General features: G+C 43.1%; 22 protein-coding genes, 2 tRNA genes and 1 pseudogene. 14 read left to right on the top strand and 11 right to left on the bottom strand.

All coding sequences use genetic code 11. The features are described from left to right. The first annotated feature begins 128 nt into the window (after positions 1-128). From gltX to ACQKC9_RS11175, 5 genes are all read left to right on the top strand, one after another. Entirely contained in the window at positions 129-1,655 is a 1,527-nt protein-coding gene (gltX, locus tag ACQKC9_RS11195) for a glutamate--tRNA ligase (RefSeq protein WP_427621937.1), read from the top strand. Between the two features lie 158 nt (positions 1,656-1,813). Next, positions 1,814-2,179 carry a hypothetical protein gene (locus ACQKC9_RS11190; RefSeq protein ID WP_427621859.1) on the top strand — a complete coding sequence of 122 codons (366 nt, stop codon included), beginning with the start codon at positions 1,814-1,816 and terminating at the stop codon, positions 2,177-2,179. Between the two features lie 122 nt (positions 2,180-2,301). After that, positions 2,302-2,377 (top strand) — tRNA-Ala (locus ACQKC9_RS11185). A 148-nt stretch (positions 2,378-2,525) separates the two neighbouring features. Continuing rightward, positions 2,526-2,601 (top strand) — tRNA-Glu (locus ACQKC9_RS11180). A gap of 292 nt (positions 2,602-2,893) precedes the next feature. After that, positions 2,894-3,547, top strand: a complete 654-nt coding sequence (locus tag ACQKC9_RS11175; RefSeq protein ID WP_427621858.1) for a LysE family translocator — start codon at positions 2,894-2,896, stop codon at positions 3,545-3,547. Between the two features lie 98 nt (positions 3,548-3,645). On the opposite strand, the gene ACQKC9_RS11170 is transcribed toward ACQKC9_RS11175, so the two are convergent. Both ACQKC9_RS11170 and ACQKC9_RS11165 read right to left on the bottom strand, forming a co-directional pair. Then, entirely contained in the window at positions 3,646-6,483 is a 2,838-nt protein-coding gene (locus ACQKC9_RS11170; protein WP_427621856.1) for an aconitate hydratase, read from the bottom strand. 296 nt (positions 6,484-6,779) lie between these two features. Further along, entirely contained in the window at positions 6,780-7,859 is a 1,080-nt protein-coding gene (locus ACQKC9_RS11165; RefSeq protein ID WP_427621855.1) for a DUF3025 domain-containing protein, read from the bottom strand. A 126-nt stretch (positions 7,860-7,985) separates the two neighbouring features. On the opposite strand from ACQKC9_RS11165, the gene ACQKC9_RS11160 reads away from it, so the two are divergent. Together ACQKC9_RS11160 and ACQKC9_RS11155 are read left to right on the top strand one after the other, a co-directional pair. Beyond that, positions 7,986-8,702, top strand: coding sequence for a metal-dependent hydrolase (locus tag ACQKC9_RS11160; protein ID WP_298810142.1), 717 nt, complete (start codon positions 7,986-7,988; stop codon positions 8,700-8,702). A gap of 59 nt (positions 8,703-8,761) precedes the next feature. Further along, positions 8,762-9,349: a YchJ family protein gene (locus ACQKC9_RS11155; protein WP_427621853.1), complete on the top strand. Its 588-nt coding sequence runs from the start codon at positions 8,762-8,764 to the stop codon at positions 9,347-9,349. Positions 9,350-9,365: 16 nt separating this feature from the next. On the opposite strand, the gene ACQKC9_RS11150 is transcribed toward ACQKC9_RS11155, so the two are convergent. The 6 genes from ACQKC9_RS11150 to ACQKC9_RS11125 form a co-directional block, all read right to left on the bottom strand. Continuing rightward, positions 9,366-9,845 carry a hypothetical protein gene (locus ACQKC9_RS11150; protein WP_427621851.1) on the bottom strand — a complete coding sequence of 160 codons (480 nt, stop codon included), beginning with the start codon at positions 9,843-9,845 and terminating at the stop codon, positions 9,366-9,368. Next, a complete protein-coding gene (locus ACQKC9_RS11145; protein ID WP_427621849.1) occupies positions 9,842-10,750 on the bottom strand; it encodes a hypothetical protein in 909 nt (302 codons plus the stop codon). The genes ACQKC9_RS11150 and ACQKC9_RS11145 overlap by 4 nt, the downstream gene beginning before the upstream one ends. Before the next feature lie 22 nt (positions 10,751-10,772). After that, positions 10,773-11,690: a class II glutamine amidotransferase gene (locus ACQKC9_RS11140; protein WP_427612593.1), complete on the bottom strand. Its 918-nt coding sequence runs from the start codon at positions 11,688-11,690 to the stop codon at positions 10,773-10,775. After that, entirely contained in the window at positions 11,691-12,020 is a 330-nt protein-coding gene (locus ACQKC9_RS11135) for a hypothetical protein (RefSeq protein ID WP_339726770.1), read from the bottom strand. Positions 12,021-12,092: 72 nt separating this feature from the next. Further along, complete coding sequence (locus ACQKC9_RS11130) at positions 12,093-13,262, bottom strand: homoserine kinase (protein ID WP_427621848.1); 1,170 nt, start codon at positions 13,260-13,262, stop codon at positions 12,093-12,095. Between the two features lie 249 nt (positions 13,263-13,511). Next, positions 13,512-14,360 carry a class II glutamine amidotransferase gene (locus ACQKC9_RS11125; protein WP_427621846.1) on the bottom strand — a complete coding sequence of 283 codons (849 nt, stop codon included), beginning with the start codon at positions 14,358-14,360 and terminating at the stop codon, positions 13,512-13,514. 97 nt (positions 14,361-14,457) lie between these two features. On the opposite strand from ACQKC9_RS11125, the gene hisF reads away from it, so the two are divergent. The 7 genes and pseudogenes from hisF to glmS all read left to right on the top strand — a co-directional run bounded on the left by hisF (position 14,458) and on the right by glmS (position 22,239). After that, the gene (hisF, locus tag ACQKC9_RS11120) at positions 14,458-15,240 is read left to right on the top strand and encodes an imidazole glycerol phosphate synthase subunit HisF (protein ID WP_101205985.1); all 783 of its coding nucleotides are present in this window, start codon (positions 14,458-14,460) and stop codon (positions 15,238-15,240) included. Between the two features lie 185 nt (positions 15,241-15,425). Further along, positions 15,426-15,944, top strand: a complete 519-nt coding sequence (gene ribH / locus ACQKC9_RS11115; protein ID WP_057762077.1) for a 6,7-dimethyl-8-ribityllumazine synthase — start codon at positions 15,426-15,428, stop codon at positions 15,942-15,944. Positions 15,945-16,160: 216 nt separating this feature from the next. Next, positions 16,161-16,997, top strand: a pseudogene (gene nusB / locus ACQKC9_RS11110) (transcription antitermination factor NusB); the annotation flags it as partial. A gap of 29 nt (positions 16,998-17,026) precedes the next feature. Next, positions 17,027-18,058, top strand: a complete 1,032-nt coding sequence (thiL, locus tag ACQKC9_RS11105; protein WP_427621845.1) for a thiamine-phosphate kinase — start codon at positions 17,027-17,029, stop codon at positions 18,056-18,058. A gap of 3 nt (positions 18,059-18,061) precedes the next feature. Then, positions 18,062-18,667 carry a phosphatidylglycerophosphatase A gene (locus ACQKC9_RS11100; protein ID WP_347163509.1) on the top strand — a complete coding sequence of 202 codons (606 nt, stop codon included), beginning with the start codon at positions 18,062-18,064 and terminating at the stop codon, positions 18,665-18,667. A 169-nt stretch (positions 18,668-18,836) separates the two neighbouring features. Continuing rightward, complete coding sequence (gene glmU, locus ACQKC9_RS11095; RefSeq protein WP_427621844.1) at positions 18,837-20,213, top strand: bifunctional UDP-N-acetylglucosamine diphosphorylase/glucosamine-1-phosphate N-acetyltransferase GlmU; 1,377 nt, start codon at positions 18,837-18,839, stop codon at positions 20,211-20,213. A gap of 181 nt (positions 20,214-20,394) precedes the next feature. Further along, positions 20,395-22,239, top strand: a complete 1,845-nt coding sequence (glmS, locus tag ACQKC9_RS11090) for a glutamine--fructose-6-phosphate transaminase (isomerizing) (protein WP_427621843.1) — start codon at positions 20,395-20,397, stop codon at positions 22,237-22,239. Between the two features lie 303 nt (positions 22,240-22,542). On the opposite strand, the gene ahr is transcribed toward glmS, so the two are convergent. The 3 genes from ahr to ACQKC9_RS11075 all read right to left on the bottom strand — a co-directional run bounded on the left by ahr (position 22,543) and on the right by ACQKC9_RS11075 (position 25,557). Then, the gene (gene ahr, locus ACQKC9_RS11085) at positions 22,543-23,544 is read right to left on the bottom strand and encodes an NADPH-dependent aldehyde reductase Ahr (RefSeq protein WP_427621842.1); all 1,002 of its coding nucleotides are present in this window, start codon (positions 23,542-23,544) and stop codon (positions 22,543-22,545) included. A 280-nt stretch (positions 23,545-23,824) separates the two neighbouring features. Further along, positions 23,825-24,760 (bottom strand): DMT family transporter, encoded by a 936-nt coding sequence (locus ACQKC9_RS11080; RefSeq protein ID WP_427621841.1) that lies wholly within the window; start codon positions 24,758-24,760, stop codon positions 23,825-23,827. An 86-nt stretch (positions 24,761-24,846) separates the two neighbouring features. Next, positions 24,847-25,557 (bottom strand): helix-turn-helix domain-containing protein, encoded by a 711-nt coding sequence (locus tag ACQKC9_RS11075; protein WP_427621840.1) that lies wholly within the window; start codon positions 25,555-25,557, stop codon positions 24,847-24,849. Positions 25,558-25,563: the final 6 nt, after the last annotated feature.

Genomic DNA, 25,563 nt, shown 5'->3' with positions numbered 1-25,563 from the left:
TCATTAAAAATATCACATGTCTCTGTTATACTAGCGCTATATTTTACGCTATTTCTTAACATCGACTTCATATCTTTCATCGCTATTTATACTGATAGCTTATATCGATAGCAAACTTTGAGACTTTTATCATGCAAACCTCTACTGACAGCACGCGCCCTGTGCGCACGCGTATCGCCCCATCACCAACTGGCTTCCCACACGTAGGTACTGCCTATATTGCCCTATTTAACTTGGCCTTTGCCAAAGCGCATGGCGGCGAATTCATCTTACGTATCGAAGACACTGATCAGACTCGCTCAACTGAGCAATCAGAACAGATGATTTTGGATGCCCTACGTTGGGTTGGTCTGGATTGGAGCGAGGGCCCAGATATTGGCGGCCCACACGCCCCTTATCGTCAGAGCGAGCGCAGCGATATCTACAAAAAACACGCCGAGATACTCATAGAAAAAGACCATGCGTTCCGCTGTTTTTGTACCAGTGAAGAGTTAGACGCTATGCGTGCTGAGCAAATGGCCAATGGCGAGACTCCTCGTTATGATGGTCGCTGTGCCCATCTTGCACCAGAAAAAACCGAGCAATTGGTAAGCGAGGGCAAGCCGCACGTGATTCGTATGCGTGTACCGACCGAAGGCACTTGTCAGGTACAAGACATGCTGCGCGGTACGGTTGAGTTCCCTTGGACTCAAGTCGATATGCAAGTACTGCTAAAAACAGACGGCATGCCAACCTATCATTTAGCCAACGTCGTCGATGACCATTTGATGGAAATCACCCATGTTATGCGCGGTGAAGAGTGGCTGAACTCTGCGCCTAAGCATCAACTGCTATATGATTATTTTGGTTGGGAAATGCCGACCCTTTGTCATATGCCGCTATTGCGTAACCCTGATAAGTCAAAACTGTCTAAACGTAAAAACCCAACTTCTATCACCTACTATCGTGATGCAGGCGTGCTACCTGAAGCACTGTTAAACTATCTTGGTCGTATGGGCTACTCAATGCCCAATGATGCTGAGCAGTTCACGCTAGAAGAAATGATTGCCAGCTTTGATATTCAGCGCGTGTCGCTTGGCGGCCCTATCTTCGATATCGAAAAATTAAACTGGCTCAATGCAGAATGGCTACGTGCGCTTACTCCTGAAGAATTAAAGAATAAAATCCTTGAGTGGGCCAGCAACAGTGACAAACTGACTGCTATCGCAGCGGCTATTCAGCCACGTATCGAGCTATTGTCTGATGCGGTTAATTGGGGCGGTTTCTACTTCCAAAACCTACCTGACATCAATGCTGAGAGCTTCGCTCATAAATCACTCACACCTGAACAAATCATCGAGATGCTGCAATTGGCGCTTTGGCAATTAGAAGTCTTGCCAACTTGGTCAGAAGAAAACATCTATGCCACGCTAAAAGGCCTTGCTGCTCACCTCGATATTAAGATGCGTGACTTTATGGCGCCGTTCTTTATCGCTATCGCTGGTAGCACCTCATCGACGCCAGTCATGAACTCTATGGCAATTATCGGCGCTGATATGACTCTGACTCGCTTGCGTCATGCGGTTGATGTACTGGGTGGCCTCGGTAAAAAGAAACTCAAAAAACTTGAGAAACAAGCGGCTGAGTTACCAGATTTTTTGGCTGCTGCTGAGTAGTTCAGAAGCTGAATAACTTCTCTACTAAACAGTTAATTAGCTCAACTTGTCGAGTATAAAAGGGTCAGGCCAGTTCTGACCCTTTTTCGTTGTTAGTCAGTACAACTACCCTCGTATTATTAAACGTCTTTCGTTAAATATTTTAATTGGAAATAAACATGGCCGCCAAAACCGTCACGATAGAAAGCAAAGACTATGTCTTTAATACCCTAAAAGAAGCACAGAAATATTATGATGCCATCGTAAAGGAGCTGTTTGATGCAACTTTGACCCTGACCAAGGGCCAAGACTTCGAAGATTTAAAATGGATATACAGCACTTACTGTGGCTACACCAAACATAATCTAGATAAATTGGGCAAATATGATGTCATTGGCGTCAAAAGCATAAGAACGATCCGAGAAAAAGGCGGTCAATATGTGCCAACTGAATGCTGTGCGATTATTTTTTCTGATGGTAGCGAAGAAGAGTTTTATACCGATAAAGCCATCAAAGAGATCGCGCTTAAACAAAATCCACGCTAATTTGGGCTTATTGAGCCTTTAAAATAGGCTAAATCGCTTTTTTTTGCATATTTATGAATTATTTTTAAAATAGTTGTTGACAAGACTGCCGCTCTTACATAAAATACGCACACTCTTAGCGAGGGGCTATAGCTCAGTTGGTAGAGCACTTGCATGGCATGCAAGGGGTCAACGGTTCGACTCCGTTTAGCTCCACCATACTTATTTATAGCAACGCTCAGTATTACTGAAACGTAATAATAAATACTCGTTAGTAGGACGATATCAGCACCTAGGCAATGCTTATTTACTAAGCTATCTGATATTGTGAAGTACCGTTGTAACCACTGGTTATAACACTCTATGCGTCCCCATCGTCTAGAGGCCTAGGACACCGCCCTTTCACGGCGGTAACGGGGGTTCGAATCCCCCTGGGGACGCCACTATTCGGCGTCACTTATTAGCACTTTTGCTTAGCATCAGATTAGACTAATAAGCGAACAATAAAAAATCCCAGTCATCATACGGTGACTGGGATTTTTTATGCCTGTCGTTTTTTGAAATCCTCTATTCTGTTGTCGTTAGCTTATTATTAATAGCTGCTAGCTTACTGTTGATAGCGCTATTGCCAACCTATCTAATACTCGTTAATATCGATCTGATAAGCGTATTGATAAAGTGCAGCCACATACTATAAATGATGGGGCTTAGCGTGATTAAAGGGAAGTGATTGCTATGTTTGGTATCGAGAATTATCTAGGGTTTATCTTGGCGGCTATTTTGTTAAACCTAACGCCAGGTACGGATAGCATGTACATCATCACCCGTAGTATTTCACAAGGGCAAACAGCAGGGTTTTATTCTGTTCTTGGCATTACTTCGGGTATTTTGGTACATACTTTATTGGCGGCGCTAGGATTGTCCGTGTTACTTGCCAACTCCCCTATCGCTTTTATGATTGTCAAATATATTGGGGCCAGCTATTTGTGTTATTTAGGCTTTAAGATGCTGACGAGCAAAAACTCTAATTCGATTGCAAACAATTTATCCAAAGATCAGAACGTGACTAGCCAAAACGCTGTAGATGGTTGGCAAATATATAAGCAAGGTGTATTGACCAATACCTTTAACCCAAAAGTCGCTTTATTCTTCTTGGCGTTCTTCCCTCAGTTTATCGACGCTAGTTATGCTTATGGCATGCTGTCATTTTTGATGTTGGGGCTGACTTTTGCCACCACAGGCTTTATATGGTGCTTGTGTTTGGCACTGCTGGCGTCAAAGTTCAGCAAAAAACTAAGAGAGAATCCAAAAGTTGAATCTATGATGAATAAAATAAGTGGTGTCGTATTTATGGGGCTAGGAATTAAACTGTTGACTGAAAAGGCTTGAAGAGTAAAGTAACAAGAAGAAAAACGTCTTCCATAGAAAAGCCCAACCCCCTACTTTGAAGGAAATTGGGCTTTTGTCATATAAAGCTTAACTAACTACTAGCCTGCATCTTTGCTCTCAGCAGCCAATTGACGTAGTACATAGTGCAATACGCCGCCATGACGCACATACTCGCGCTCTTTTGGCGTTTGTAGACCGACGTTGACCTCAAAGGTTTCTGCCGAACCATCAGCACGTGTAGCCGTAACCGTGGCTGTTTTACTTTCGCCGTTATCTAGCCCTGTGATGCTGAGCACTTCAGAACCATCTAGTTTGTAGGTTTCTGCATTTTGACCATCTTTAAACGTCAATGGCAGTACGCCCATACCGACTAGGTTTGAACGGTGAATGCGCTCGAACGAGCTGGTCAATACGGCTTTTACGCCTAGCAGGATAGTACCTTTGGCTGCCCAATCACGGCTCGAACCAGAACCATACTCTGATCCACCAAGTACGACGAGTGGACGCTTGTCTTCTTTATACTTCATCGCTGCGTTATAGATAGGCATTTCTTCCCCATCTTGTAGCGTAGCGCTGTCATCTTTGAAGTAATAGGTATAGCCACCTTCTTTACCGCCCATCATGGTATTTTTGATACGGATATTGGCAAAGGTACCACGAGTCATGACTGCATCATTACCACGGCGCGAACCATAGCTGTTAAAGTCTGCTTCCATCACACCGCGCTCTTGCAAGTACTTACCTGCTGGTGAGTCTGGATCGATATTACCTGCTGGTGAAATATGATCGGTGGTGATTGAGTCACCAAATAGACCTAAAATACGCGCACCTTCGATATCAGGAATGCCTTCTGGCTCCATGGTCATACCATCAAAGAACGGTGGGTTTTTAATATACGTTGACCCTTCATCCCATGGATACAATTGGCTATCCGCTGAACTAATCGCGTTCCACGCTGCACTACCATCAAATACTTCGCCGTAGTTTTTGCGGAACATATCAGCATCGATATTATTGGCAATCAGCTCGTTAATTTCTTCCGAGGTCGGCCAGATATCTTTTAGGAATACATCATTGCCATCTTGATCCTGTCCTAGTGGATGAGTGGTCAGATCGATATCGACTGTACCTGCCAACGCGTAGGCAACCACTAGTGGTGGTGATGCTAAATAACTGGCTTTAACATGCGAGTGAATACGACCTTCAAAGTTACGGTTACCAGACAGTACCGCTGCCGCGACTAAGTCGTTTTCTTCAATGCCTTTTTCGATCTCTTCTGATAATGGCCCTGAATTACCAATACATGTGGTACACCCATACCCTACTAGATAGAAGCCTGTTTTTTCTAGCTCATCCATCAGATGAGTTTTTTCTAAATAATCGGTAACCACTTTAGAACCCGGTGCGAGCGATGTCTTGACCCAAGGCTTGGCTTTAAGCCCTTTTGCAGCCGCTTTTTTGGCCACTAGACCTGCACCAATCATTACTGCTGGGTTTGAAGTATTGGTACAAGAAGTAATGGCAGCAATAACTACCGACCCGTCTCGTAACTTGTGCTGCTTATCATCGATACTGACATTTGAGAAGACATTGTTAGCTGGCGCATAACCTGCATTGTCATCACTGGTATCAACTTCGATATTTGGCTCAGCCGCTAAGTGTTCAGCTTGCTCTTGCTCGCCACCTTCTTGATCAAAGCGTACTTTGCCTTCTACTTCTGACTTACGATCTTTGGTCATTTTTTCTAGCGTTTCGCCAAACTTCTCATGCATATCAGACAAATTGATACGCTGCTGTGGCAAGTTTGGACCAGCAAGTGCTGGCTGTACTGACGATAGATCTAGTTCGAGCTTGCTCGAATAAGTCGCCGCTGGTGTATCGGCATCGTGCCATAAGCCTTGCGCCTTAGCATATTTTTCAACCAGCTCAATCTGTTCTTCTTCACGGCCTGATAGACGCAGGTAATCAATCGCCATTTGGTCAATTGGGAAAATACCACAAGTCGCACCGTACTCTGGTGACATGTTGGCAATGGTAGCGCGGTCCGCTAGCGGCATACTGTGTAAGCCTTCGCCATAAAACTCGACGAACTTACCCACTACGCCATGTGCACGCAACATCTCAACCACACGTAATACCAAATCAGTTGCCGTGACGCCTTCGGTTAGCTTGCCTTTTAGCTCAAAACCGACTACTTGTGGAATCAGCATCGATGACGGTTGGCCTAGCATCGCAGCTTCAGCTTCGATACCGCCCACACCCCAACCAAGTACACCGATACCATTAATCATCGTGGTATGACTATCTGTACCAAACACTGTATCTGGATAAGCTGTCAGCTCGCCATCGACGTCTGCTGCCATCACGACACGGGCTAGATATTCAAGGTTGACCTGATGCACGATACCTGTCGCTGGCGGTACCACGACGAAGTTTTCAAAGGCTTGCTTGCCCCAATGCAAAAATTCATAGCGCTCATTGTTACGCTTAAATTCAATCTTTTCGTTCAAATCTAGCGCATCTTCGCGGCCATAAGCATCGACCTGTACAGAGTGATCGACGACCAGCTCACTAGGGATAAACGGATTGATCTGCTCAGCCTTTCCGCCAAGCTCGACCACTGCATCACGCATCGCAGCCAAATCGACAACTGAAGGTACACCAGTGAAATCCTGCAATACCACACGTGCCGGCATAAAGGCGATTTCTTTTGACGCCTCAGCCCCTGCATCCCAGTTGGCAACCGCTTCGATATGGTTTTTACCAACCGACTGGCCGCCGTCTTCGTTACGCAATAGGTTTTCTAATACCACTTTCATACAAAATGGTAGTGTCTTGATATGCTCATAAGTTTCGGTCAGCTTTGGCAGGCTGTAGTAGGCATGTTCCTTGCCAGCAACCGAAAGGGTGTCTTTTACATCAAAAATATCACTCATGATAGCTTCCTTATCGTTGTTATAAATCCTGGACATAAATTATTATAAGTTTATGTATGACTGGTGGCTCAATAAATGATTGATCTGTCTTGGATCAGCAGAGCAGTTTCGCAAAACTGTCTAATAGAAGTCTGTGTTAACAAAAGAGATAATCATATCTATAGTGATTAACAGAAACTTCCTTTTACCATAACAAACATACAAGGCTTTGTTAACGTCTGGACGTTGTCGAATCGTGGCACAATCGTAAACGTAACAACGGTTTAGCGAGCTATTCTTAAGCAATCCCTTTCTATTTATTTTTTGTCTTTTTCACGTCGTCCACTGCGGAACACGTAGCTGTCTTTATAAAAGCCAGTATCTGCGTTTTCTGCCCAAAAATGCGGCACCCCTAAAATAGGTAACGGCGCAAGCTGGCGCGGCTTGACGTCATCATTGGATAATAATGTATTCATATATTCGGCAACCTTGTCATCCAAATAGCGCATACGTTCAGCTAACGATAAGGTAAAGAATTCTTGTGCAACAGGAATGACAATGCTGTGTGCGCATAGAGGTTTGCGAGGATGTACCAACTGCTCAAGCAGTGCATGCCCAAAAATATAGACTGCTGCCTGAACATTTGTATTTGGTTGTGCTGGGTTGTCCCATTTAGCACGTGGTTTCACCAAACTTGCCTGCCAGTCAAAATCAACCAATGCCTCACCGATACTAGCATCAGAAGTCACTAGCACTGCGCCATTCTCATCAAAAACAGTAATAGTATCGCGCACACGCCCTCGACGCTCACTAATGCCCTGCTTTGCGATTTCTAGCATATGGTAGTAATTGAGCATAGCTTTAGTCTTCGGAAAGGTCAGCCAAATACTGCCATTAAACAAGTCATGTAAGTTATCACGCGTCGGGATATTGCCAGTTGTGCCGATGAAATGCTCATAGGCTTCCCCTTCAGGCAATGCATTTTGAGAAACGAACTGTAGCGTCTGAGATTTGTGGTCATGAGCAGGTTTAGTATGTGGTAACGGCTGTTGCAAATGTTCAGCCTGCTGCATCATCGCCGTTTTTAAGACTTTGGCAATCGTGTCATGCATATTGATTTCAGAAGCATTTATATCGTGCTCATCTAGGCTTTTCACATTATCCAAACCTTCTGAATCACCCAAATTACCTAAACCATCCAAGCTATTTCTCTGTGATTTCGAGCGACTAAGGTGTTCAATCGTGTTGCTGATATAACTCAATTGAGTAATATGCGATAACCAAGGCACTTGCCAGTCAATAGTAGCAAAGCTGTTATCAAGCTGACCTTCTACTACAGGCAGCTGCTTAGTATGAGTATCAGAGTTAAGTGTGGCGGGTAAATCACTGGCAGGCATAGAAGCTCTCTCTTACAGGCTATCTCTATTAGACGTATGGACGGTCTATGGTATCATGGTGCGCTTTTTTACTGCTAGATACGCCGCTCGAAAGGACTTTTTGAGCGCTATGGATGAATGAGTTTTATGGCAAATTTTAATACCCACTTAAATGTCGCATTTATGGTCAGCGGCACACTGAGTTTGACGGTTTATAAAGCGGGATTGATTGATGATTCAGGATTTTTGGTGTGCGTAGCGCTTGGTACTATTGGTGGGTTGCTGCCAGACTTAGATTCTGATAATTCAACACCGATTAAGCTCGGTTTTAATATCACCTCATTCATATTTGCCTTTGGTCTGGTCATGCACTGGCGTAGTGATTTGAGCTTACTGGCACTGATAGTATTGTGGCTGGCAGGCTACGGTTTCATGCGTTACGTGGTATTTCATATCTTTACCACTATGACGGTGCATCGCGGTGTCATCCACTCTGTGCCGTATATGGCGATACTGGGATTAGGCCTGACATGCCTGAGTTATTATGGTTTGCACCTACCACTGACGACTAGCTGGTTTTATGGGCTGTTTTTATTTGGTGGCGCGATAGTGCATTTGTCATTGGACGAGCTGTATAGCGTCAATTTGTCCAATATGAAAATGAAGCGCTCATCGGGTACAGCGATGAAGTTTTATCAGCCAAAAGACAAATGGTGGTATTTGCTCTTATACACTATCCTTGCGCTACTGGTATATGCTGCTCCGCCTTTTGAGATGTTTTGGTCACGATTAAGTGATCCTTCCGCATGGGCGCAGCTTAAGGTCGGTATATTGCCAGAATTAATAAAAAGCATGCTGCAATAAAGTTATCAAAAGACCATTAAGCCTAAACGAATAAGCCCAAACAAAAATTAGAGTAAAACATGCAACCTTACCCAGATACTTGCCCTTGCCAAATCAATCCAACAACAGAGACGACAGACGCTCCGCTATCCTATCAAGACTGCTGCCAGCCATATCATGATGCTTTTTATAATGGTGTTTTTTATAATAATGAGGTTGATAAAGCAGATAGTATAAAAGCGGAGACAGCTGAACGGCTTATGCGTACACGCTATAGTGCCTTTGCATTGGTGAAACCAGAGTATATCGTCAAGACCACAGTGCCTGCGCAGCAAGGCTTGCTTGACTTTGACGCGATTGAAAGTTGGGCCAAAGAGACAGATTGGGCAGGATTAGAGATTGTAGAGCACACGCCAAAACTGGGTAAACGTCATGCACAAGTTGAGTTTAAGGCGTATTTTAATACCAAAGATAATACCGCTAGTTTAGAAGAAAAAGTACAAGCGCATCATGAGCTGTCCACCTTTGTAAAGGTAAAAGACAAGGCTAATAACGATGTGCGCTGGTATTTCTTAGATCCGACGGTTGCGATGACTGTCAGCCAAAAACAACCGTGCATTTGTGGGTCTGGTGAGAAATTTAAACGGTGTTGTGGGGTTTATATATAGTAAATACTCTTCTTAATCATCCCTTTTTAATAATACTTCGATACTCAGCTGATACTTGGAATGCCTTTATCAGGTCAAATATCATATAGACAAAAGCAAGAAATGTGAATATCGATACTAATAAATTTATGTAGCTGAGTAGACTTTCAGTATTACATGAAAAAACATCTAAACTTCTTACTGAAAAATATAAGCAAATATTAACTACTGCTAAAAAAGTATTTGATAAAGCTTCTTTCTTCAATAAAGTTAAACTATCGATTGATTTTACGTAAAAAGATTCATTTTTATCTTTTAGTTTCTCAGGTATATCTTTAATTATAGTATCTATATGGTTATATAGCGCTAATGATATAGCAACTGTTGCAGCAGTCATTGCACCATATAAAACTGACAAACCTTCAAAACTCTTACAAGAAATCGAAACCCATCCTAAAATACTAGAAAGAACTAGTAGTATTAAACTTATACCTAGAATTATTAGGATCGTTTTCAATTTTTTCTCACTTTATCCTCAATATAGTCTTTAACTTTCAAAAGAAACTGATTCGTACGTGATATTTTTATCTCATATAACTCTAATTGCCTTTTATCCATCGGCTCTTCGTGGTATTTATCTACATGTTCAATATCTAAAACCTCTGGTGTTCCATCGCTATTGAATTTTTTCTTACGATTAGTCTTATTATAATCCGTGATTAACTCCCATTTACCTTCACCTTCTTCTATGTACTCAATATACATATCAATGGGGTCATGAGGAATTATAAGTTCTCCAGCATCATTTTTCATTTCTATTACAGTTGTATCTTGATTGAATAAATTCTTTAAGTCCTCGAGAGCATCCCGCGCCCTTTTATCCGTCTCCATAATGTTTGGAGAAATCATCACTAGCTCTACTCTATAAATCTTTTCGCTATTGTTTACGATTTCCCAAAACTTACCCTTAGACGGTAAAGGTTCTACAAAGACTTTATGGTTATACTCAGGAGTAACAACCTCATTAATTCCATTTTGTATAGACTTGCATATATGAGAAACATCACCAAAAGATGAATTTTTCCTAGCAAAAATGAATTGGTTTTTGGTATCTATTATTAATATGATCGCTTTCCAATCATCTGTTTCTTTCTCAACTATATCTTCAGAAACTTTTACACCTAACTGTGTTGTCTTTAATTTCGCAATTTTTCCAACATAAAAATCAGAGTCGTCTATAGTTTCTTTAGAAAATCCAATGAACTGATAGATTATTCCCCTTGCCTCCCATTGATGACTCTGTAAAAGAGCTGACAAAATAGTATTACCTTTAACTTTTGGAAGCGGTGGCGTTTCAATGAGCACAGGATCTTCTTTCACTATAGAATATCGTAAAACATAAAAATCTTTGATTTTGTTCATTCATATTATCCTTTTAGCTTATCTAAACACTCGCCCCAACCGCGCGTGCAATCGCAATGCCTTCATCAACCGTCAAAAACTTGCGCTGGCTTGGGCTGTCTTTATAAATGACATCACCATCTTGAAAGATTAAGCATTCATTGACGGCGAGCTGCTGCCATTTTTCATTTTCAGTCAGTGGCACGGTGACTAGAATAGTAACTTTATCCGTATCTGTGGTCACATCACCAAAGTTAATCGCCATATCATCATCAGCGAGTTTCGCTTCACCAAATGGCGCTTTACGCGTGAGATAAAACAGTAAGCTGCCCGCATAAGCCAGTTGCCACCTGCCATTCGATATCAAGCAATTAAATAACCCATTGGCCGATAGATAACGACATTGCGTGGTCAAAAAATTAAACAGTGTCTTGTCATCAGGGCGTGACTTAAAGCTGCTCTTTAGACGATTGACCAGATAGCAAAATGCCATTTCAGAATCAGTTGAACCAACTGGCTGACAGTGTGAGGCATTGCCATTGTCTTGTAAGCGCTGACAGCGTTTGATAAATTCGCTATTCATCTGTCCATTGTGCGCAAACACCCACTGCTCGCCCCATACTTCACGGACGAATGGATGGGTGTTTGCCAAGCAGTTTTGCCCTTGCGTCGCTTTGCGAATATGCGCAATGACGTTCATGGCTTTGATTGGATAGTTATTGACCAAGTCAGCGACTGGCGACAGATGGCTTGGACGATTATCATGAAACAAACGCAGACCCGTTGAGTCATTTGCCGTCTCATCGGTTTTGTCATTATTGCTGCATTCGCTGCGCTCAAAAAAGGCAATACCAAAGCCATCTTCATGACTGTCCGTCATCCCGCCGCGCTTGCGAAATCCTGCAAAGCTAAAGCCAATATCCGTTGGGGTATTACAGTTCATTCCTAAGAGTTGACACATTTAATCATTACCGCCGTTATTGTCGTCTATTATCGAGTTACCTTGAGTAGGATTGCTTTGAGCAGCAGATAGCGCATCAAAGTCAGCATCACTCATTTCATCTAGTAAGGCCGCACCATCAGTTGGGATGGTATCCAAAATGCGCTGAGCTTCTGCCAGATCGGTACTTTCTACCCAAAGAACGATACCCGAGTTCATCCCAGGGATAGCGCTTAGCGGCTGCAAGGACACGGTAATGCCATTATTACGTAATAGGTTGGCGTGCAGCTCACCTTGCATATTGGTATCGTAGCGCGCCAGTTTGTGCCAGTTATCAACTTGATCGGTCATAGGGTCGCCTCTAAGGTTTCGGTACTAAAATTAGTACTAGCATTGATACTAGAATAAATGAATAGGCAATGCTTACGATAATTGATCTAGCATATATTCTTTGATTGCAAACTCACTACTATTTAATGTTTCCTGTGCTTGTTCGGCTTGGGTGATACTGCTAAATACGCCGACTATTTGATTATCTGGTTTGTTTAATAGTACAAATACGGTATTTTGCGACTTTTCAACATGCGCCCAATGGTAAGCGGCCAGACGTTTCATCAAGTCAGGGTTTTTGACCATGATATTATCACCCGTACGGCCTTCGGTACGGTTGTAGTGAATCACATTTAGACGTAACAACCAGAAAATCACCGCGGCCTTTGCTAGCATAACAGGTAGTGCACGGTTTTCATCACTGTTTAGCGGGCGTATCGATTCATAACCTTGTAAGAACGCTGCCATTTTACTACGGTCAAAGTTAACGGATTCGCCTTGCTCTGCAACGCCCCACGTGGTACAAAAATCATTGATAGTGATCGCAATATCCATCACGTAATGCTCAACGCTGACTTCAGTAAAGTCTAGTAGACCCGTCAAACGCGCTTCGCCTTTTTGTAGATTCCATAAGGTATTGTCGGCAAACATATCTAAATGACATAGGCCTTTTGGCAAGGTTGCCAATGGCAATTCCGAATAAGAGCGCCAGATATCGCTCATCAGCTTGGCTTCGTCACCTGGCATAAACTGCATTTCACGGTCGCGCACATCTGCCCATGGGTACAGAGGCACGCCATATTGCTCACTTGGTTGTAGTGCTTGTAGCGTTTCATGCAGCATCGCTAATGCCGCGCCAATATCATGACACATCGCTTGCGTGGTTTGATCCGGATGTGAGCCTGCTAGACACGGTACTAGCGTAATCGCTTTGTCTTCATAATGGATGACATAGCGTTTATCATCGATGGCGCCATCCGCCTGAGCACTATTTGATTCAATAACAGCTAGCGGCGCGGCGACTGGTAGCTTGCCATTTAATTGATTAAGAATAACGGCCATTTTTTCGATATCAGCAGGCGGACGTTCTTCAAACAAGGTAAATACATAAGAGTATCTGCCATCTACATCGTCAGTCGTTTGAATAAACCAGTTTGAGTTTTTAATACCTTGAGTGATCGGAATCGCACGGGCAAACGACACGCCAAAGCTTTGGCAAAAGGCGGCAAACTGATCATCGGTTAACTGGGTATAGACGGACATGACATCTCACTTATGACGGTTAAATGGTAGAAGTAGTAGGTGAAATAATAAATTCAATTTGGGTAATAATAAATGTGGCGGCAAACAATAATAGTGACCATTACGTCGCCGATAAGCAAACTTTAAATATCGTTAGGATATTTTGTCAACAAGCGGTGCTCTACAATGTAGTTGATACTAATAAAATATTCACTTAGCAAAATAGCGACTCATTAAGACAACTACTTAATAAATCAGCTAACACATAGGCTAGGCATTTTTTGCGATTTTCAAACCCTCTTCAATCGATAAATAAACAGGGGAATTAGGAACATCTTGATAAACTATATGGCCATCTGCAAAAATAATGCACTCTTCAACGGCTAGCTGTTGCCAGTTTTCATCACTGGTAAGCGGGGTGGTAGCGAGCACTGTCATGACATCATCTGTCTCATTGACGGTCTCAAAGTCCATCGTCACATCCACATCAATGAGAGATGCTGAACCAAATGGTGCTTGACGGGTCACATGAAATAACAACGTATTGGCATAACCAAGCATCCACTCACCATTGGACATCAAACAGTTAAACAATCCATAGTTTGCCAAAAAACGGCATTGCACGGTTAAGAACTCATACAGTGTCCGTGCATCAGGCTTGTACTCAAATTGGTCTTTCAACTGATTAAGCAGATAACAAAACGCAAACTCCGAATCGGTGTCACCTACTGGACAATAGTGATGTGACTTGCCCTGCTTGATAGGGTCACTATCGTCTGCTTCTTCGATGGTCATTTTACCGTTATGAGAAAACACCCAAGCCTCACCCCAAATCTCACGCGTAAAAGGATGAGCATTACTGAGTAATTGATCATCTGATTTGCGTATATGGACAATAGTATTGTCAGCTTTTACTCGGGTTTGACTGACCAATTCAGCAAGTGGAGAGTCCATCGCTGCGCGATTATCACAGTACAAACGCAGTCCCGTTGGCTCAAAATAAGCGATGCCAAAACCGTCAACATGATCGTCTGTAAGGCCACCACGAGCCCGAAAACCAGCAAAAGAGAAACCGATATCAGCAGGATTTTTACTGTTCATGCCAAGCAGTTGACACATAAGCACCCTTTGCATTTGTTTTGTAAAATAGTTACGCGTATCATAGCATTTTATGTGATGTATCTTTGTATTCTTGCGCGAATTAATAGGCGGTTTTATGCTAGCAAAACGTATTATTCCCTGTCTTGACGTAGACAATGGCCGCGTGGTCAAAGGTGTTCAGTTTGTTGATATCAAAGACGCAGGCGATCCTGTTGAAGTAGCCAAACGTTACAACGAGCAAGGCGCTGATGAGATTACTTTTTTGGATATTACTGCGACCAATGATGAGCGCGATACCACTTATCATACTGTTGAACGCATGGCAGAAACGGTATTCGTTCCGCTGACTGTTGGCGGCGGCGTTCGAAAAATCGCTGATATCCGCAATTTACTCAATGCTGGCGCGGATAAAGTGGCGATTAACTCAGCAGCTGTATTTACGCCGGAGTTCGTTGGTGAAGCCGCGCAGAAATTTGGTAATCAGTGTATCGTCGTTGCTATCGATGCCAAACGCGTCGCTGATATCAACGTCGATGGTATTGTCGTGCCACGTTGGGAGATTTTCACCCATGGTGGCCGTAAGCCAACGGGGATCGATGCCGTTGCTTGGGCGAGCAAAATGGCCGAGCTGGGCGCTGGTGAACTACTGGTCACTTCGATGGACGGTGATGGCACCAAAAAAGGCTATGATTTGGCTCTCATGCAGCAAATTACGAGCCGCGTTAATGTACCAGTTATCGCCTCAGGCGGTGTTGGTAACCTGCAACATTTGGCAGAAGGCGTACTAGAAGGTGGCGTAGATGCCGTACTTGCCGCCAGTATTTTTCACTTCGGTGAGTACACGGTATTGGAGGCCAAAGAGTACATGGCAGCGCAAGGAATACAGATGCGTCTTTAGCACGCTCGTAATATACAAATAAAACCCAAAAAAATGCTATCATAGCGCTAACCATTTATTTTCGTTCAATTAACTAGGGCAACGCCAAAATCATAGGCGACCGAATCGATTGAACGCATCAGACTATTTAGCTATTTATTGACGCCTATATTTCAATTGAACGCTTATTAAGCAAAGGATTTTTTATGTCGAACTTACAACAGCAGCGCAACGACGTGACTCATATCGATGGTAACCTACATCAAAACGCTGATGCTCGCATTGGTATCGTTGTTGGTCGTTTTAACGGTTTTGTCGTTGAGTCATTGGTCGATGGTGCAATCGATGCCCTACTCCGTCACGGCGTATTGGGTAGCAACATTACTGTTATCCGCGTTCCTGGTGCATTTGAGCTACCACTTGTGGCCCAACGTGCTGCTGAATCAGATCGTTTTGACGCGATTGTGGCACTGGGTGCAATCATCCGTGGCAGCACGCCGCATTTTGATATTGTAGCCAGCGAGTCGGCCAAAGGTTTGAGCGCTGTGGCAATGGATTATAATATCCCTGTTGCTAACGGTATCATCACTACTGACAGCATCGAGCAAGCTATTGAGCGCTCTGGCACTAAAGCGGGCAACAAAGGCTCTGAAGCTGCGATGGTTGTACTAGAAATGATCGCTGTTTTGTCACAGCTAGATATTGATGATATCGATGAAGCATAAGCTTTAAAGCTCAAATTTATTAGTTTAACTGGTGCTGCTATTTAGTAATAACAGCACCTTATAGCACTAGCCAGCTATCAAAATAATTGGCTATTTTTTGAATTTTCGCCGTATTTCTATACCCTTTGAAATTTTGAATAAGCATAGCTAAAAAGCTACTTTGTTAATTTATATTTTGACTGGGTATCATCTCAAAAATTTAGGTACAGACCCCCTATGACTGACCAACTCAAGCGCGCTATTAGCGCTGCGAAAACCGCACAAGCCAATGATGGACAAGCTGAAGCTACCCGTATAGCGAGCAGTAGTGCGGGTGATCAAACATTCGATATGAGTGAGTCTTCTTACAAGACCAGTCACACTGCTATCCGTAAGGCACGTCGCTTTGCGATGCAAGGCCTATACGAATGGCTCGTCACTGATCGCCGCTTTGATGTAGATGGTAAGCTTGGCTGGAAAGCCAATGCTCCGCACGATATTGCTGCTCGCACGCGTGCAACCAATGCCATGCATACCGTCCATATCGGTTATTATCATGAAATGATGCGCGACATCCCAGAGCAAATTGAAGCTCTTGATGCGCTTATCAGTCAGCATCTCGATCGTGAGGTTGATAAGTTAGATACGGTTGAGCACGCTATCTTATTGATTGGCGCGTATGAGCTACAGAACCGTGTAGAGATTCCTTATAAAGTCGTGCTTGATGAAGCGATGAAGCTAAATAATCACTTTGGGGCGACTGACGCTCACAAACTGATTAATGCGGTACTGGATAAAATGGCTGGTGAGCTGCGTGCTTTAGAGGTACAAGCAGATACTAATGCCAATCTACGTACGTCACAAAAAGCAGCAGCTAAACAATCTGAAGTGAGTTCGGCTGAAGTAACGGTAGCCGATAATATCGAAACTGCTGCTGAAACAGAAAGCGCTATCGTCGATGAGCCGACTGCATCAAACAAGCCGCGTATCAGTGCTAACAAAGCCAACGTTAAACGCAGTAGTGCCAGTAAAGCCAGTGCAAATATCAGTGACTTTAAGGCGAGCAAGAAAAACGCTAACGATACCAAAGACTAAGACTAACCATGAACGAGTTTGAGCTGATTGAGCGTATATTCTCACAGATGCAGGCCACGCATGCGCCATTAACAGGTATCGAAAAAGGTATCGGTGACGACGCGGCTGTGATGGCATTGCCAGCAGGATCACGCTTGGTTAGCTGTATTGATACACTGGTTCAAGGTCGTCACTTTCATGCTGATTGGCAAAAAGTCGACGAATTAGCATTTGCGATTGGCTATAAGGCAGTCGCCGTTAATGTCTCAGACATTGCTGCTATGGGTGCGACGCCGCATAGCATTATGCTAGCGTTGGCATTACCTGAACGTTTAGCAAATCACGAATGGCTCACTGAATTTGCCAAAGGGCTGTTTCATGCGTGCCAGCTGTTTGGCGTAACGCTGATAGGTGGTGACACCACGCGTAGTGAGCGCTTAGTACTTAGTATCAGCGCGCAGGGATTACTGTCCGCAGATACACCTGCCATTTACCGCTCAGGTGCGCAAGTTGGTGATAAGATTTATGTATCAGGCACCCTTGGTGATGCCGCTTTCGCCTTAAAGTATCCTGAAAGCGTACAAGGTATCGAGTTGGCGCATCGTCTACATATGCCAACGCCGCGTATTGCACTAGGTGCAGCGTTGGCAAAGCTCGGTGCAACAGCGATGATAGATATCTCCGATGGTCTTTACCAAGATCTTGGCCATATCTGTCAGCAAAGCTCTGTAGGTATGCGCATCCATTTAGACAAGCTACCGAGTAGCGAGTCATTATCTACTGTCGATTTGTCTGATCGCTTATTAGGTCAGCTAGCGGGCGGTGATGATTATGAATTGGCATTTACCTTACCTGCGCATATTAAACCTCCTACTGGCAATACACCTGTCACCTGTATCGGCGAGGTAATTGCACTAGCAGATCCGATAGCGACAGATACCAAGTCTTCTGATAACTCACGTCTTGAACTGTTTTATCAAAATCAGCCAGTGACGCCAACTCAGCCCGCACCGTTTTCAATATGGCCCAATCTTACTGGTTACCAACACTTTACAGGCTAATCCATGACTGATCACGACTTATCTAAGCCTGACATCCGTAAAGCAAATGACTGCCCACCGCTACCGGTCGATGCCAGTATGCTTGACCGTGCAGTCTATTGGCTTGGGCTAGGTTTAGGTAGTGGTTTACCACGCCGTGCACCTGGTACCTGGGGTACCGTTGGTGGGCTGATTGTGGGCGTGCCCCTCATGAGTCTAGGTTTTATTCCTTTTTTACTGCTGACTATTTTATCTTGTTTGGTTGGTATCTGGATCTGTGGGCGTACTTCTGAATTAATGCAGGTGCACGATGATCCACATATTGTGTGGGATGAATGGGCAGGCATGTGGATTACCTTATTGCCGTTATCTTACATTTTATCTTATTTATTTCCTAAGCCTGAAAACACATTGTCGTTAATGATGATGCCTATGTTTTGGGGCTGGCTACCGACCGCCTTTATCCTATTTCGCGTATTTGATATCTTGAAGCCGCCACCGATTGGCTGGGCAGACAGAAAAGTTGCTGGCGGTCTTGGGGTCATGTTAGATGATATTATTGCAGGCATCATGGCAGCGGTCATTTGGTTGGTTATTTACATCATTGTGATGATGTTCATGTCTTTTTGATATTAGCGCACAGAAATATTTACTACAGTTTTAGCTGTCTTATATATTTGATTTTACTTACTTAAATTATTGGTATTCAAATTACAAAGCCTGCACATCACAGCATTTTTATAAATGAACATTTGCGCTATAATCCAATATTATATTTTGTTACATTTGCGAGCCTATTATGACATCTCCTCTTTCTGTAATTATTTTAGCTGCCGGTAAAGGCACACGTATGCAATCGGCAAAGCCAAAGGTATTGCAGACATTGGCTGGGAAGTCTTTATTAGGTCATGTGCTAGATACTTGTCATCAGTTAACTGTTGATGAAACCATCATTGTTCATGGATTTGGTGGTGATCAAGTAAAGTCAGAAATTACCAATCAATATACACAAGCTTCGATTACTTGGGTTGCTCAAACTGAGCAACTGGGAACTGGCCATGCAGTCAAGGTGACGCTGTCTGATTTGCCCAAGTCAGGACAAAGTCTCATTCTTTACGGTGATGTGCCATTGGTCAGCTGTCAGACGCTAACGGCATTAAAAACTGCCAATACTGATGGCATGTCTATGCTAACGCTGACAGTCGATAATCCATTTGGGTTGGGTCGTATTAAGCGTGACCAAGCGGGCAATATTGAAGCCATCGTTGAACAAAAAGATGCTGATGCTGAAGAGCAAAGTATTAAAGAGATTAATAGCGGCATTTACTGCGTCGATAATGCGCTACTGCACAAATATTTACCTGAGCTCTCTAACGATAATGCACAGCAAGAATATTATCTGACGGATATCGTTAAAATGGCCGTCGCCGATGGTATTACTATCGAGGCGATTGAGCCTGAGCATACGTTTGAGATTGAAGGGGTAAATAACCGCCAGCAGCTTGCTAGCTTAGAGCGTACTTGGCAACGTAAGCTAGTTGCTGACTTACAAGAAGCTGGCGTACAGTTCGCCGACCCTACTCGTGTCGATATTCGTGGTACGTTAACCGCTGGTCAAGACGTGTTTATTGACGTTAATGTGGTATTTGAAGGTGACTGTACTTTGGGTGATAACGTTTATATCGAAGCGGGCTGTGTCATCAAAAGTGCCAAGATTGGTAATGCCTGCTACATCAAACCGTATTGCGTGATCGATCGCGCGGACATTGGTACTGGTGTTGATATCGGGCCTTTTGCGCATTTGCGTCCTGATACCGTACTATCTGATAACAGCAAAGTTGGTAATTTTGTCGAAATTAAAAAATCGACTATTGGTCAAGGCAGTAAAGTAAATCACTTAAGCTACGTCGGCGATGCAACTGTCGGTACAGGCGTGAATATCGGTGCTGGTGTCATTACCTGTAATTATGACGGTGCTAATAAATCGCAAACTATCATTGGAGATAATGCCTTTATTGGCTCCAATGCTAGCTTAGTTGCACCAGTGACGATTGGCAATACTGCTACCGTTGCTGCTGGTTCTGTGATTACCAAAGACGTTGACAGTAGTGCCTTAGCGTTTGGCCGTGCGCGCCAAGTACAAAAAAATGACTTTCAACGACCAATTAAAAAATAATTGCTCATTGGTAATTTAATCGACCACAGTCATTCTTGAACCAATCTAAGCAGTACGGCAATCTTTGTGGTGCTGCTTCACTATATTTGTCGTTTGATGACTCATCATTAATGACCAACCAAATTTTTGATCTTGCACCATTATATATTGAACTACTAAAATTTGAATCTAAGGAATAGCCATGTGTGGAATTGTAGGCGCCGTTGCTGAGCGAAATATCGCTAATATCTTACTTGAAGGCCTAAAGCGTTTAGAATATCGCGGCTATGACTCAGCTGGTCTGACGGTTATTCGTGATGGCGAACTACACCGTGAGCGCCAAGTAGGTAAAGTACAGGCACTGGTTGATGCCGTTGCTATCAATCCAGAGTTTTTTGATGGTCATATCGGTATTGCTCATACGCGCTGGGCAACCCATGGTGAGCCAGCACAACGTAATGCGCATCCACACGTGTCAGGCAAGATTGCGGTCGTTCATAACGGTATCGTCGAAAACTACGCTGAACTAAAAGAAGAGCTAATAGCCAAAGGCTATGTGTTTACTTCACAGACAGATACTGAAGTGGTGGCGCATCTGATCCATGATATCTACAAAAAGACACCTGACTTGTTAGAAGCAGTACGCACCATCATTCCGTTATTGCACGGTGCTTTTGCATTGGGTATCGTACACGTAGATTGCCCTGATGAGCTCATTACTGTACGTCTAGGCTCACCTTTGGTTATTGGCGTCGGTATCGGTGAGAACTTTATCGCGTCAGATCAGTTGGCGTTGTTGCCGGTGACTAACCGCTTTATGTATTTAGAAGAAGGCGATATCGCCAAATTAACTCGCAATAGTATTCAAGTTTATGCAGATGGTGTTGAAGTCCAACGTCAGATACATGAAATTGATGCAACCCAGCACAATGCTGATAAAGGCGAGTTCAAACATTATATGCTCAAAGAAATTTACGAGCAGCCAGACGCCGTCGCTCGTACGATAGAGATGGCTTTGGACAATGGTGAAACGACTAAACTACGCGACGATTTTTTACAGCGTCATGAGACACTGTTGGCAGGTATTCGTCATGTACAAGTGATTGCTTGTGGTACCAGTTATCACGCTGGTATGGTCGCAAAATACTGGTTTGAGAGCCTTATTCGTATACCTTGCTCGGTCGAGGTTGCCAGCGAATTCCGCTATCGCAATCCTGTCGTCGTCGATAATACTTTGGTCATCTGTATTTCTCAATCTGGTGAAACGGCTGACACCTTATCAGCGTTACGTGATATCCAAAAGCAAACGCCAGCAGGCTTAGTCAGCTTGGCACTATGTAATGTACCGACGTCATCGCTAGTACGTGAAACAGATATTTTCTTGCCGACGTTAGCAGGACCTGAGATTGGCGTCGCCTCTACCAAAGCATTTACCACTCAGCTTGTGGCTTTGATATTATTGATATTAAAAGTTGGTGTCACGCAGAAACGCATGACTGACGAACACTTAAATACGTTATTAAGTGAATTACATCAATTACCAGGACAACTCTACGCCAGCTTAAACCTTGATGGTCCTATTAAGACCATGAGTGAAAGCTTTGAAGATAAGAAAAGCTGTCTATTCTTAGGTCGCGGGCTACAGTTCCCGATTGCGCTAGAAGGCGCGCTAAAGCTAAAAGAAATTTCTTACATTCATGCCGAAGGTTATGCGGCAGGCGAGCTCAAACACGGTCCATTAGCATTGGTCGATAAAGACATGCCCATCGTCGTACTAGCGCCCAAAGACAGTATGTTTGATAAATTAAAAGCCAACATGCAAGAAGTGCATGCGCGTCATGGTGAGCTATTTGTGTTCGCTAGCGAAGCCAGTCAAATGGTCGCTGAAGATAGACTGCACTTAGTATATGTACCTGATGTTTGCGAGACGCTTGCCCCTATCGTCTACAGCGTGCCTGTGCAGCTGTTGTCATACCATGTAGCAGTAATGCGTGGCACAGACGTCGACCAGCCACGCAATTTGGCAAAATCAGTCACGGTAGAATAAGAAGAATTACTCTACGACAGCTCTGAAAAGACAAATATTAACCCCTGCTATTGTGAACTCAGTAGCAGGGGTTTTTTATAATTTTAAAACGACCTACTAGCAGTTTAGAAAAAAGTAGTAATAATTGCCTGAGCAAAAATTAAATAAAGATACTTATATCCAGCTCCAAATAATTCACATATTTTAAAAATTGGTAAAAGGTAGAATTTCGATACAAAAAAATAGTGACACTCTATCTATTAATTAGAGCATCACTATTATTGTTCTTATTTGGTAGCTACATTTAGTCGCCTATAGAGATGTTTAGTCTCTTTCTAGCACCACTCTATAGCGAGCATTACCACTCTCTAATCGCTCAAACGCTTCATTAATCTCAGACATTTTATACGTTTCAGTGACTGGCTGAATATTATGGCGCGCAGCAAAATCTAGCATTTTACGTAGCGTCGCTGGTGAGCCAACTGGCGAGCCTGATAGGCTGTTCTGAGCCATAATCATTGGTGCAGCCGATATCTCTAATGGCGCTTCTAATAGTCCAACAAAATGCAGCTTACCTTTTGGTCTTAGCGTCTTGATCACGACATCCCAGTTCATATCAACGTTCACTGTTGAGATAATTAGATCGAAAGAACCTGCAGCCTTTTCAATTTCGCTATCGTCTCTTGAGTTTAGTGAATGGTGAGCGCCCATCTCTTTTGCTTCTTCCATTTTTGATTCACTGGTAAATGCCGTCACTTCACAGCCCCACGCATTGGCAAACTGCAATGCCAAATGACCCAAGCCACCAATACCAATCACAGCCACTCTAGAAGTTGGTTTGATGTCGTACTGCATAAGTGGGTTAAACACTGTGATACCGCCACATAACAGTGGTCCTACCGCGTTAAAATCAAGCCCTTCAGGTATCTTGATGACGCTAGTATCTTTTGCGCGTACTTTATCTGCGAAGCCGCCATGATTACCAATAATCGTACCTTCTTGCTCAGGGCACAAGTTGTGGTCTCCATCGATGCATAGATCACAAATGTTACAGTACCCTTTATGCCAACCAAGTCCGACTTTATCGCCCAACTCTAGATGCTTGACGTGCTTGCCTTTATTGAGGACTTTACCTGCAACCTCATGCCCACCGACAAACGGATATTGAGTCATACCCCATTCATTTTGCCACATCGATAAATCACTATGGCAGATACCGCAGCTATGTACTTCGATTTCTACTTCGTGATCGCCTAGAGCACCAGGATCGTATTCATAAGGCTCAAATTTGCCACCTTTCTCTTTTGCTGCATATGCGTTAATCATAGTTATTCCTTATTTTCTAGTTTTTTTAGAGGTTAGTTTATAGAGATTGGTTTATCGTTCTAATAGCTACTTATCTATTAGTAAAATTAAAATAGCGCTATAAGACATAAACAATTTCTTCAATAGATTTGATTGGACAGACTATAGCAAAGACTGACCCAACTAATCCATTCAACTTACCAGTTTTAGACTAACGTCATACAAAGAGTCATACTTAATAGGCAGTAACTCATCAAAAATACTGCTTGTTATCAGCAACATTGTTTTGCTAATTGTTTGATTACTTATATAGTGCATGTCTTCTTCGATAACCTGTCAGTTTTGGCGTCTTCATTACCTGCAGTAAAAGACAGATTATCATTAGTGACATTCCTAGCCAGCCGATAGGAGAGAATGTTTCACCGATTATAATGATAGCCAATATAGTGGCCACAATAGGTTCTAGTAACGTGATAAGCGTCGCTTTGCTCGCCTCAATCACTCTTAACGCTTGGCCAAAGAGCAAATAACCAAAGAACATCGGCGCAATTGCCAGATATAGGGCAACGCTTATATGTTTTGCATCTAAAAACAGGTTTTCCCCTGTTAATAATAATGATGGCAACAATAAAATCGCCGACAGACCAAACATGCTTGCCATCGCTGATTTCGAGTTTACCCCGTTCTCTATCATCTGACGTGCTGTCCATGAGTATGTGGCATAGGTCAATCCTGCAACTAACCCTAACAACACGCCTAGTATTCGATTATTTGCTTGTGCGTTTATATCTAAATATTGAGTTTTACCTAAAGTCAGCAAAATAACGCCAACCACACCAAATATAAAACTTACCACCCATCGACTAGTGACTCTTTTATTGCTAATCAGACGCTCCATGATAACAGTGAAAAATGGTGCGCTAGCAATTGAGATTACTGTACCAATAGCGACACCTGCCAATCTCATAGAGGAATAAAAAGCTAAAGGATAGATAGCAACACATAGGCTACCAATGAACAAGAGACTGGGTTTAGAAAGTAGTTTCTGTCTATCGCTTAATAAATTATTCTTAGCATTCAATACTAGCAATACACCGCCTATCCCCATCGAAAACGCACCAACGGCTAATGGACTAACGTCAGGTATAAAAGCAGACGCTGTACCTGTCGTTCCCCAAAGGACACTGGCAGCTATCACACATAAAATAGCACTTAGACTAGATTTATTCTGCAGCATAGTAGCTACCTCTGACGTTATAATGAATAACATTATAGAGAGTTACAGAATATAATTTTTGCAGATTAGACGGTTTGCATGTCTGGTTAGACGTGTTTTAATTTGGAAGGGGCAATACCGAAATATTTAGAAAAGCGGCGGCTAAAAGCGCTAACATCCGTATAACCAACCAGTTCGGCTATGATAGCGATAGGTGAATCAGTATGTAGTAATAAAGCTTGCGCCTTTTGCATCCTGATCTTTGTGATGTACTCAGTGACAGTTTGGTTTGTTTGCAGTTTGAAGTTCTTTTTGAACTGCGTAGCACTGAGACAAGAGATATCCGCCAACACTTCGACAGAAAGGTTTTTAGCAAAATTGTGGTGAATATATGCTACGACTTCTCTAATTCGAGCGTCATATTGCACAAATAGATTTTGTTGTTCTAGAAGTTTATAAAAGGTATCAAACATCAACTTCTCGACTTCAGGGTTGATTTGATACCTTAACTGACTCTCTGAAAACTCCAAAAATGCCAACAATGGCGCACTTATAGAAAAGACAATTTGTGATGAATGAAGCACATTTTCTGGCAACAGATCTGTATCCACAACGATAAACTTTGCATTCTCCTCAGCGCTAAAGTAATGCTTTTCATTTGTCTTAACCACAACACATTCGCTTGGGATAACTTTTCCAGTATAGCTCCCAACTTCGATATTGATTGCACCTCGCAAAGGCAAAACAATCTGATGAAAGTCATGAGAATGCCCTCGAGTCTGGCGAGTGTATGACCTAATTGAGAGCGTGTTAATCATTTCGCA

The organism is Psychrobacter sp. NPDC078409 (assembly GCF_050268505.1).
Classification (GTDB): Bacteria; Pseudomonadota; Gammaproteobacteria; order Pseudomonadales; family Moraxellaceae; genus Psychrobacter.
The sequence above is the reverse complement of the archived record's forward strand: the minus strand, read 5'-3'. Positions and strand labels throughout refer to the sequence as shown.

Bases quoted from the DNA above. Each gene is read 5' to 3' on its own strand.
- ACQKC9_RS11080 (WP_427621841.1), bottom strand. From the start codon at position 24,760: ATGCTGCAGAATAAATCTAGTCTAAGTGCTATTTTATGTGTGATAGCT.
- ACQKC9_RS11175 (WP_427621858.1), top strand. From the start codon at position 2,894: ATGTTTGGTATCGAGAATTATCTAGGGTTTATCTTGGCGGCTATTTTG.
- ACQKC9_RS11100 (WP_347163509.1), top strand. From the start codon at position 18,062: ATGACTGATCACGACTTATCTAAGCCTGACATCCGTAAAGCAAATGAC.
- ACQKC9_RS11140 (WP_427612593.1), bottom strand. From the start codon at position 11,690: ATGTGTCAACTCTTAGGAATGAACTGTAATACCCCAACGGATATTGGC.
- ACQKC9_RS11170 (WP_427621856.1), bottom strand. From the start codon at position 6,483: ATGAGTGATATTTTTGATGTAAAAGACACCCTTTCGGTTGCTGGCAAG.
- hisF (WP_101205985.1), top strand. From the start codon at position 14,458: ATGCTAGCAAAACGTATTATTCCCTGTCTTGACGTAGACAATGGCCGC.
- ACQKC9_RS11190 (WP_427621859.1), top strand. From the start codon at position 1,814: ATGGCCGCCAAAACCGTCACGATAGAAAGCAAAGACTATGTCTTTAAT.
- ACQKC9_RS11155 (WP_427621853.1), top strand. From the start codon at position 8,762: ATGCAACCTTACCCAGATACTTGCCCTTGCCAAATCAATCCAACAACA.
- ribH (WP_057762077.1), top strand. From the start codon at position 15,426: ATGTCGAACTTACAACAGCAGCGCAACGACGTGACTCATATCGATGGT.
- ACQKC9_RS11130 (WP_427621848.1), bottom strand. From the start codon at position 13,262: ATGTCCGTCTATACCCAGTTAACCGATGATCAGTTTGCCGCCTTTTGC.
- glmS (WP_427621843.1), top strand. From the start codon at position 20,395: ATGTGTGGAATTGTAGGCGCCGTTGCTGAGCGAAATATCGCTAATATC.
- glmU (WP_427621844.1), top strand. From the start codon at position 18,837: ATGACATCTCCTCTTTCTGTAATTATTTTAGCTGCCGGTAAAGGCACA.
- ACQKC9_RS11135 (WP_339726770.1), bottom strand. From the start codon at position 12,020: ATGACCGATCAAGTTGATAACTGGCACAAACTGGCGCGCTACGATACC.
- ACQKC9_RS11160 (WP_298810142.1), top strand. From the start codon at position 7,986: ATGGCAAATTTTAATACCCACTTAAATGTCGCATTTATGGTCAGCGGC.
- thiL (WP_427621845.1), top strand. From the start codon at position 17,027: ATGAACGAGTTTGAGCTGATTGAGCGTATATTCTCACAGATGCAGGCC.
- ACQKC9_RS11165 (WP_427621855.1), bottom strand. From the start codon at position 7,859: ATGCCTGCCAGTGATTTACCCGCCACACTTAACTCTGATACTCATACT.
- ahr (WP_427621842.1), bottom strand. From the start codon at position 23,544: ATGATTAACGCATATGCAGCAAAAGAGAAAGGTGGCAAATTTGAGCCT.
- ACQKC9_RS11075 (WP_427621840.1), bottom strand. From the start codon at position 25,557: ATGATTAACACGCTCTCAATTAGGTCATACACTCGCCAGACTCGAGGG.
- ACQKC9_RS11145 (WP_427621849.1), bottom strand. From the start codon at position 10,750: ATGAACAAAATCAAAGATTTTTATGTTTTACGATATTCTATAGTGAAA.
- ACQKC9_RS11125 (WP_427621846.1), bottom strand. From the start codon at position 14,360: ATGTGTCAACTGCTTGGCATGAACAGTAAAAATCCTGCTGATATCGGT.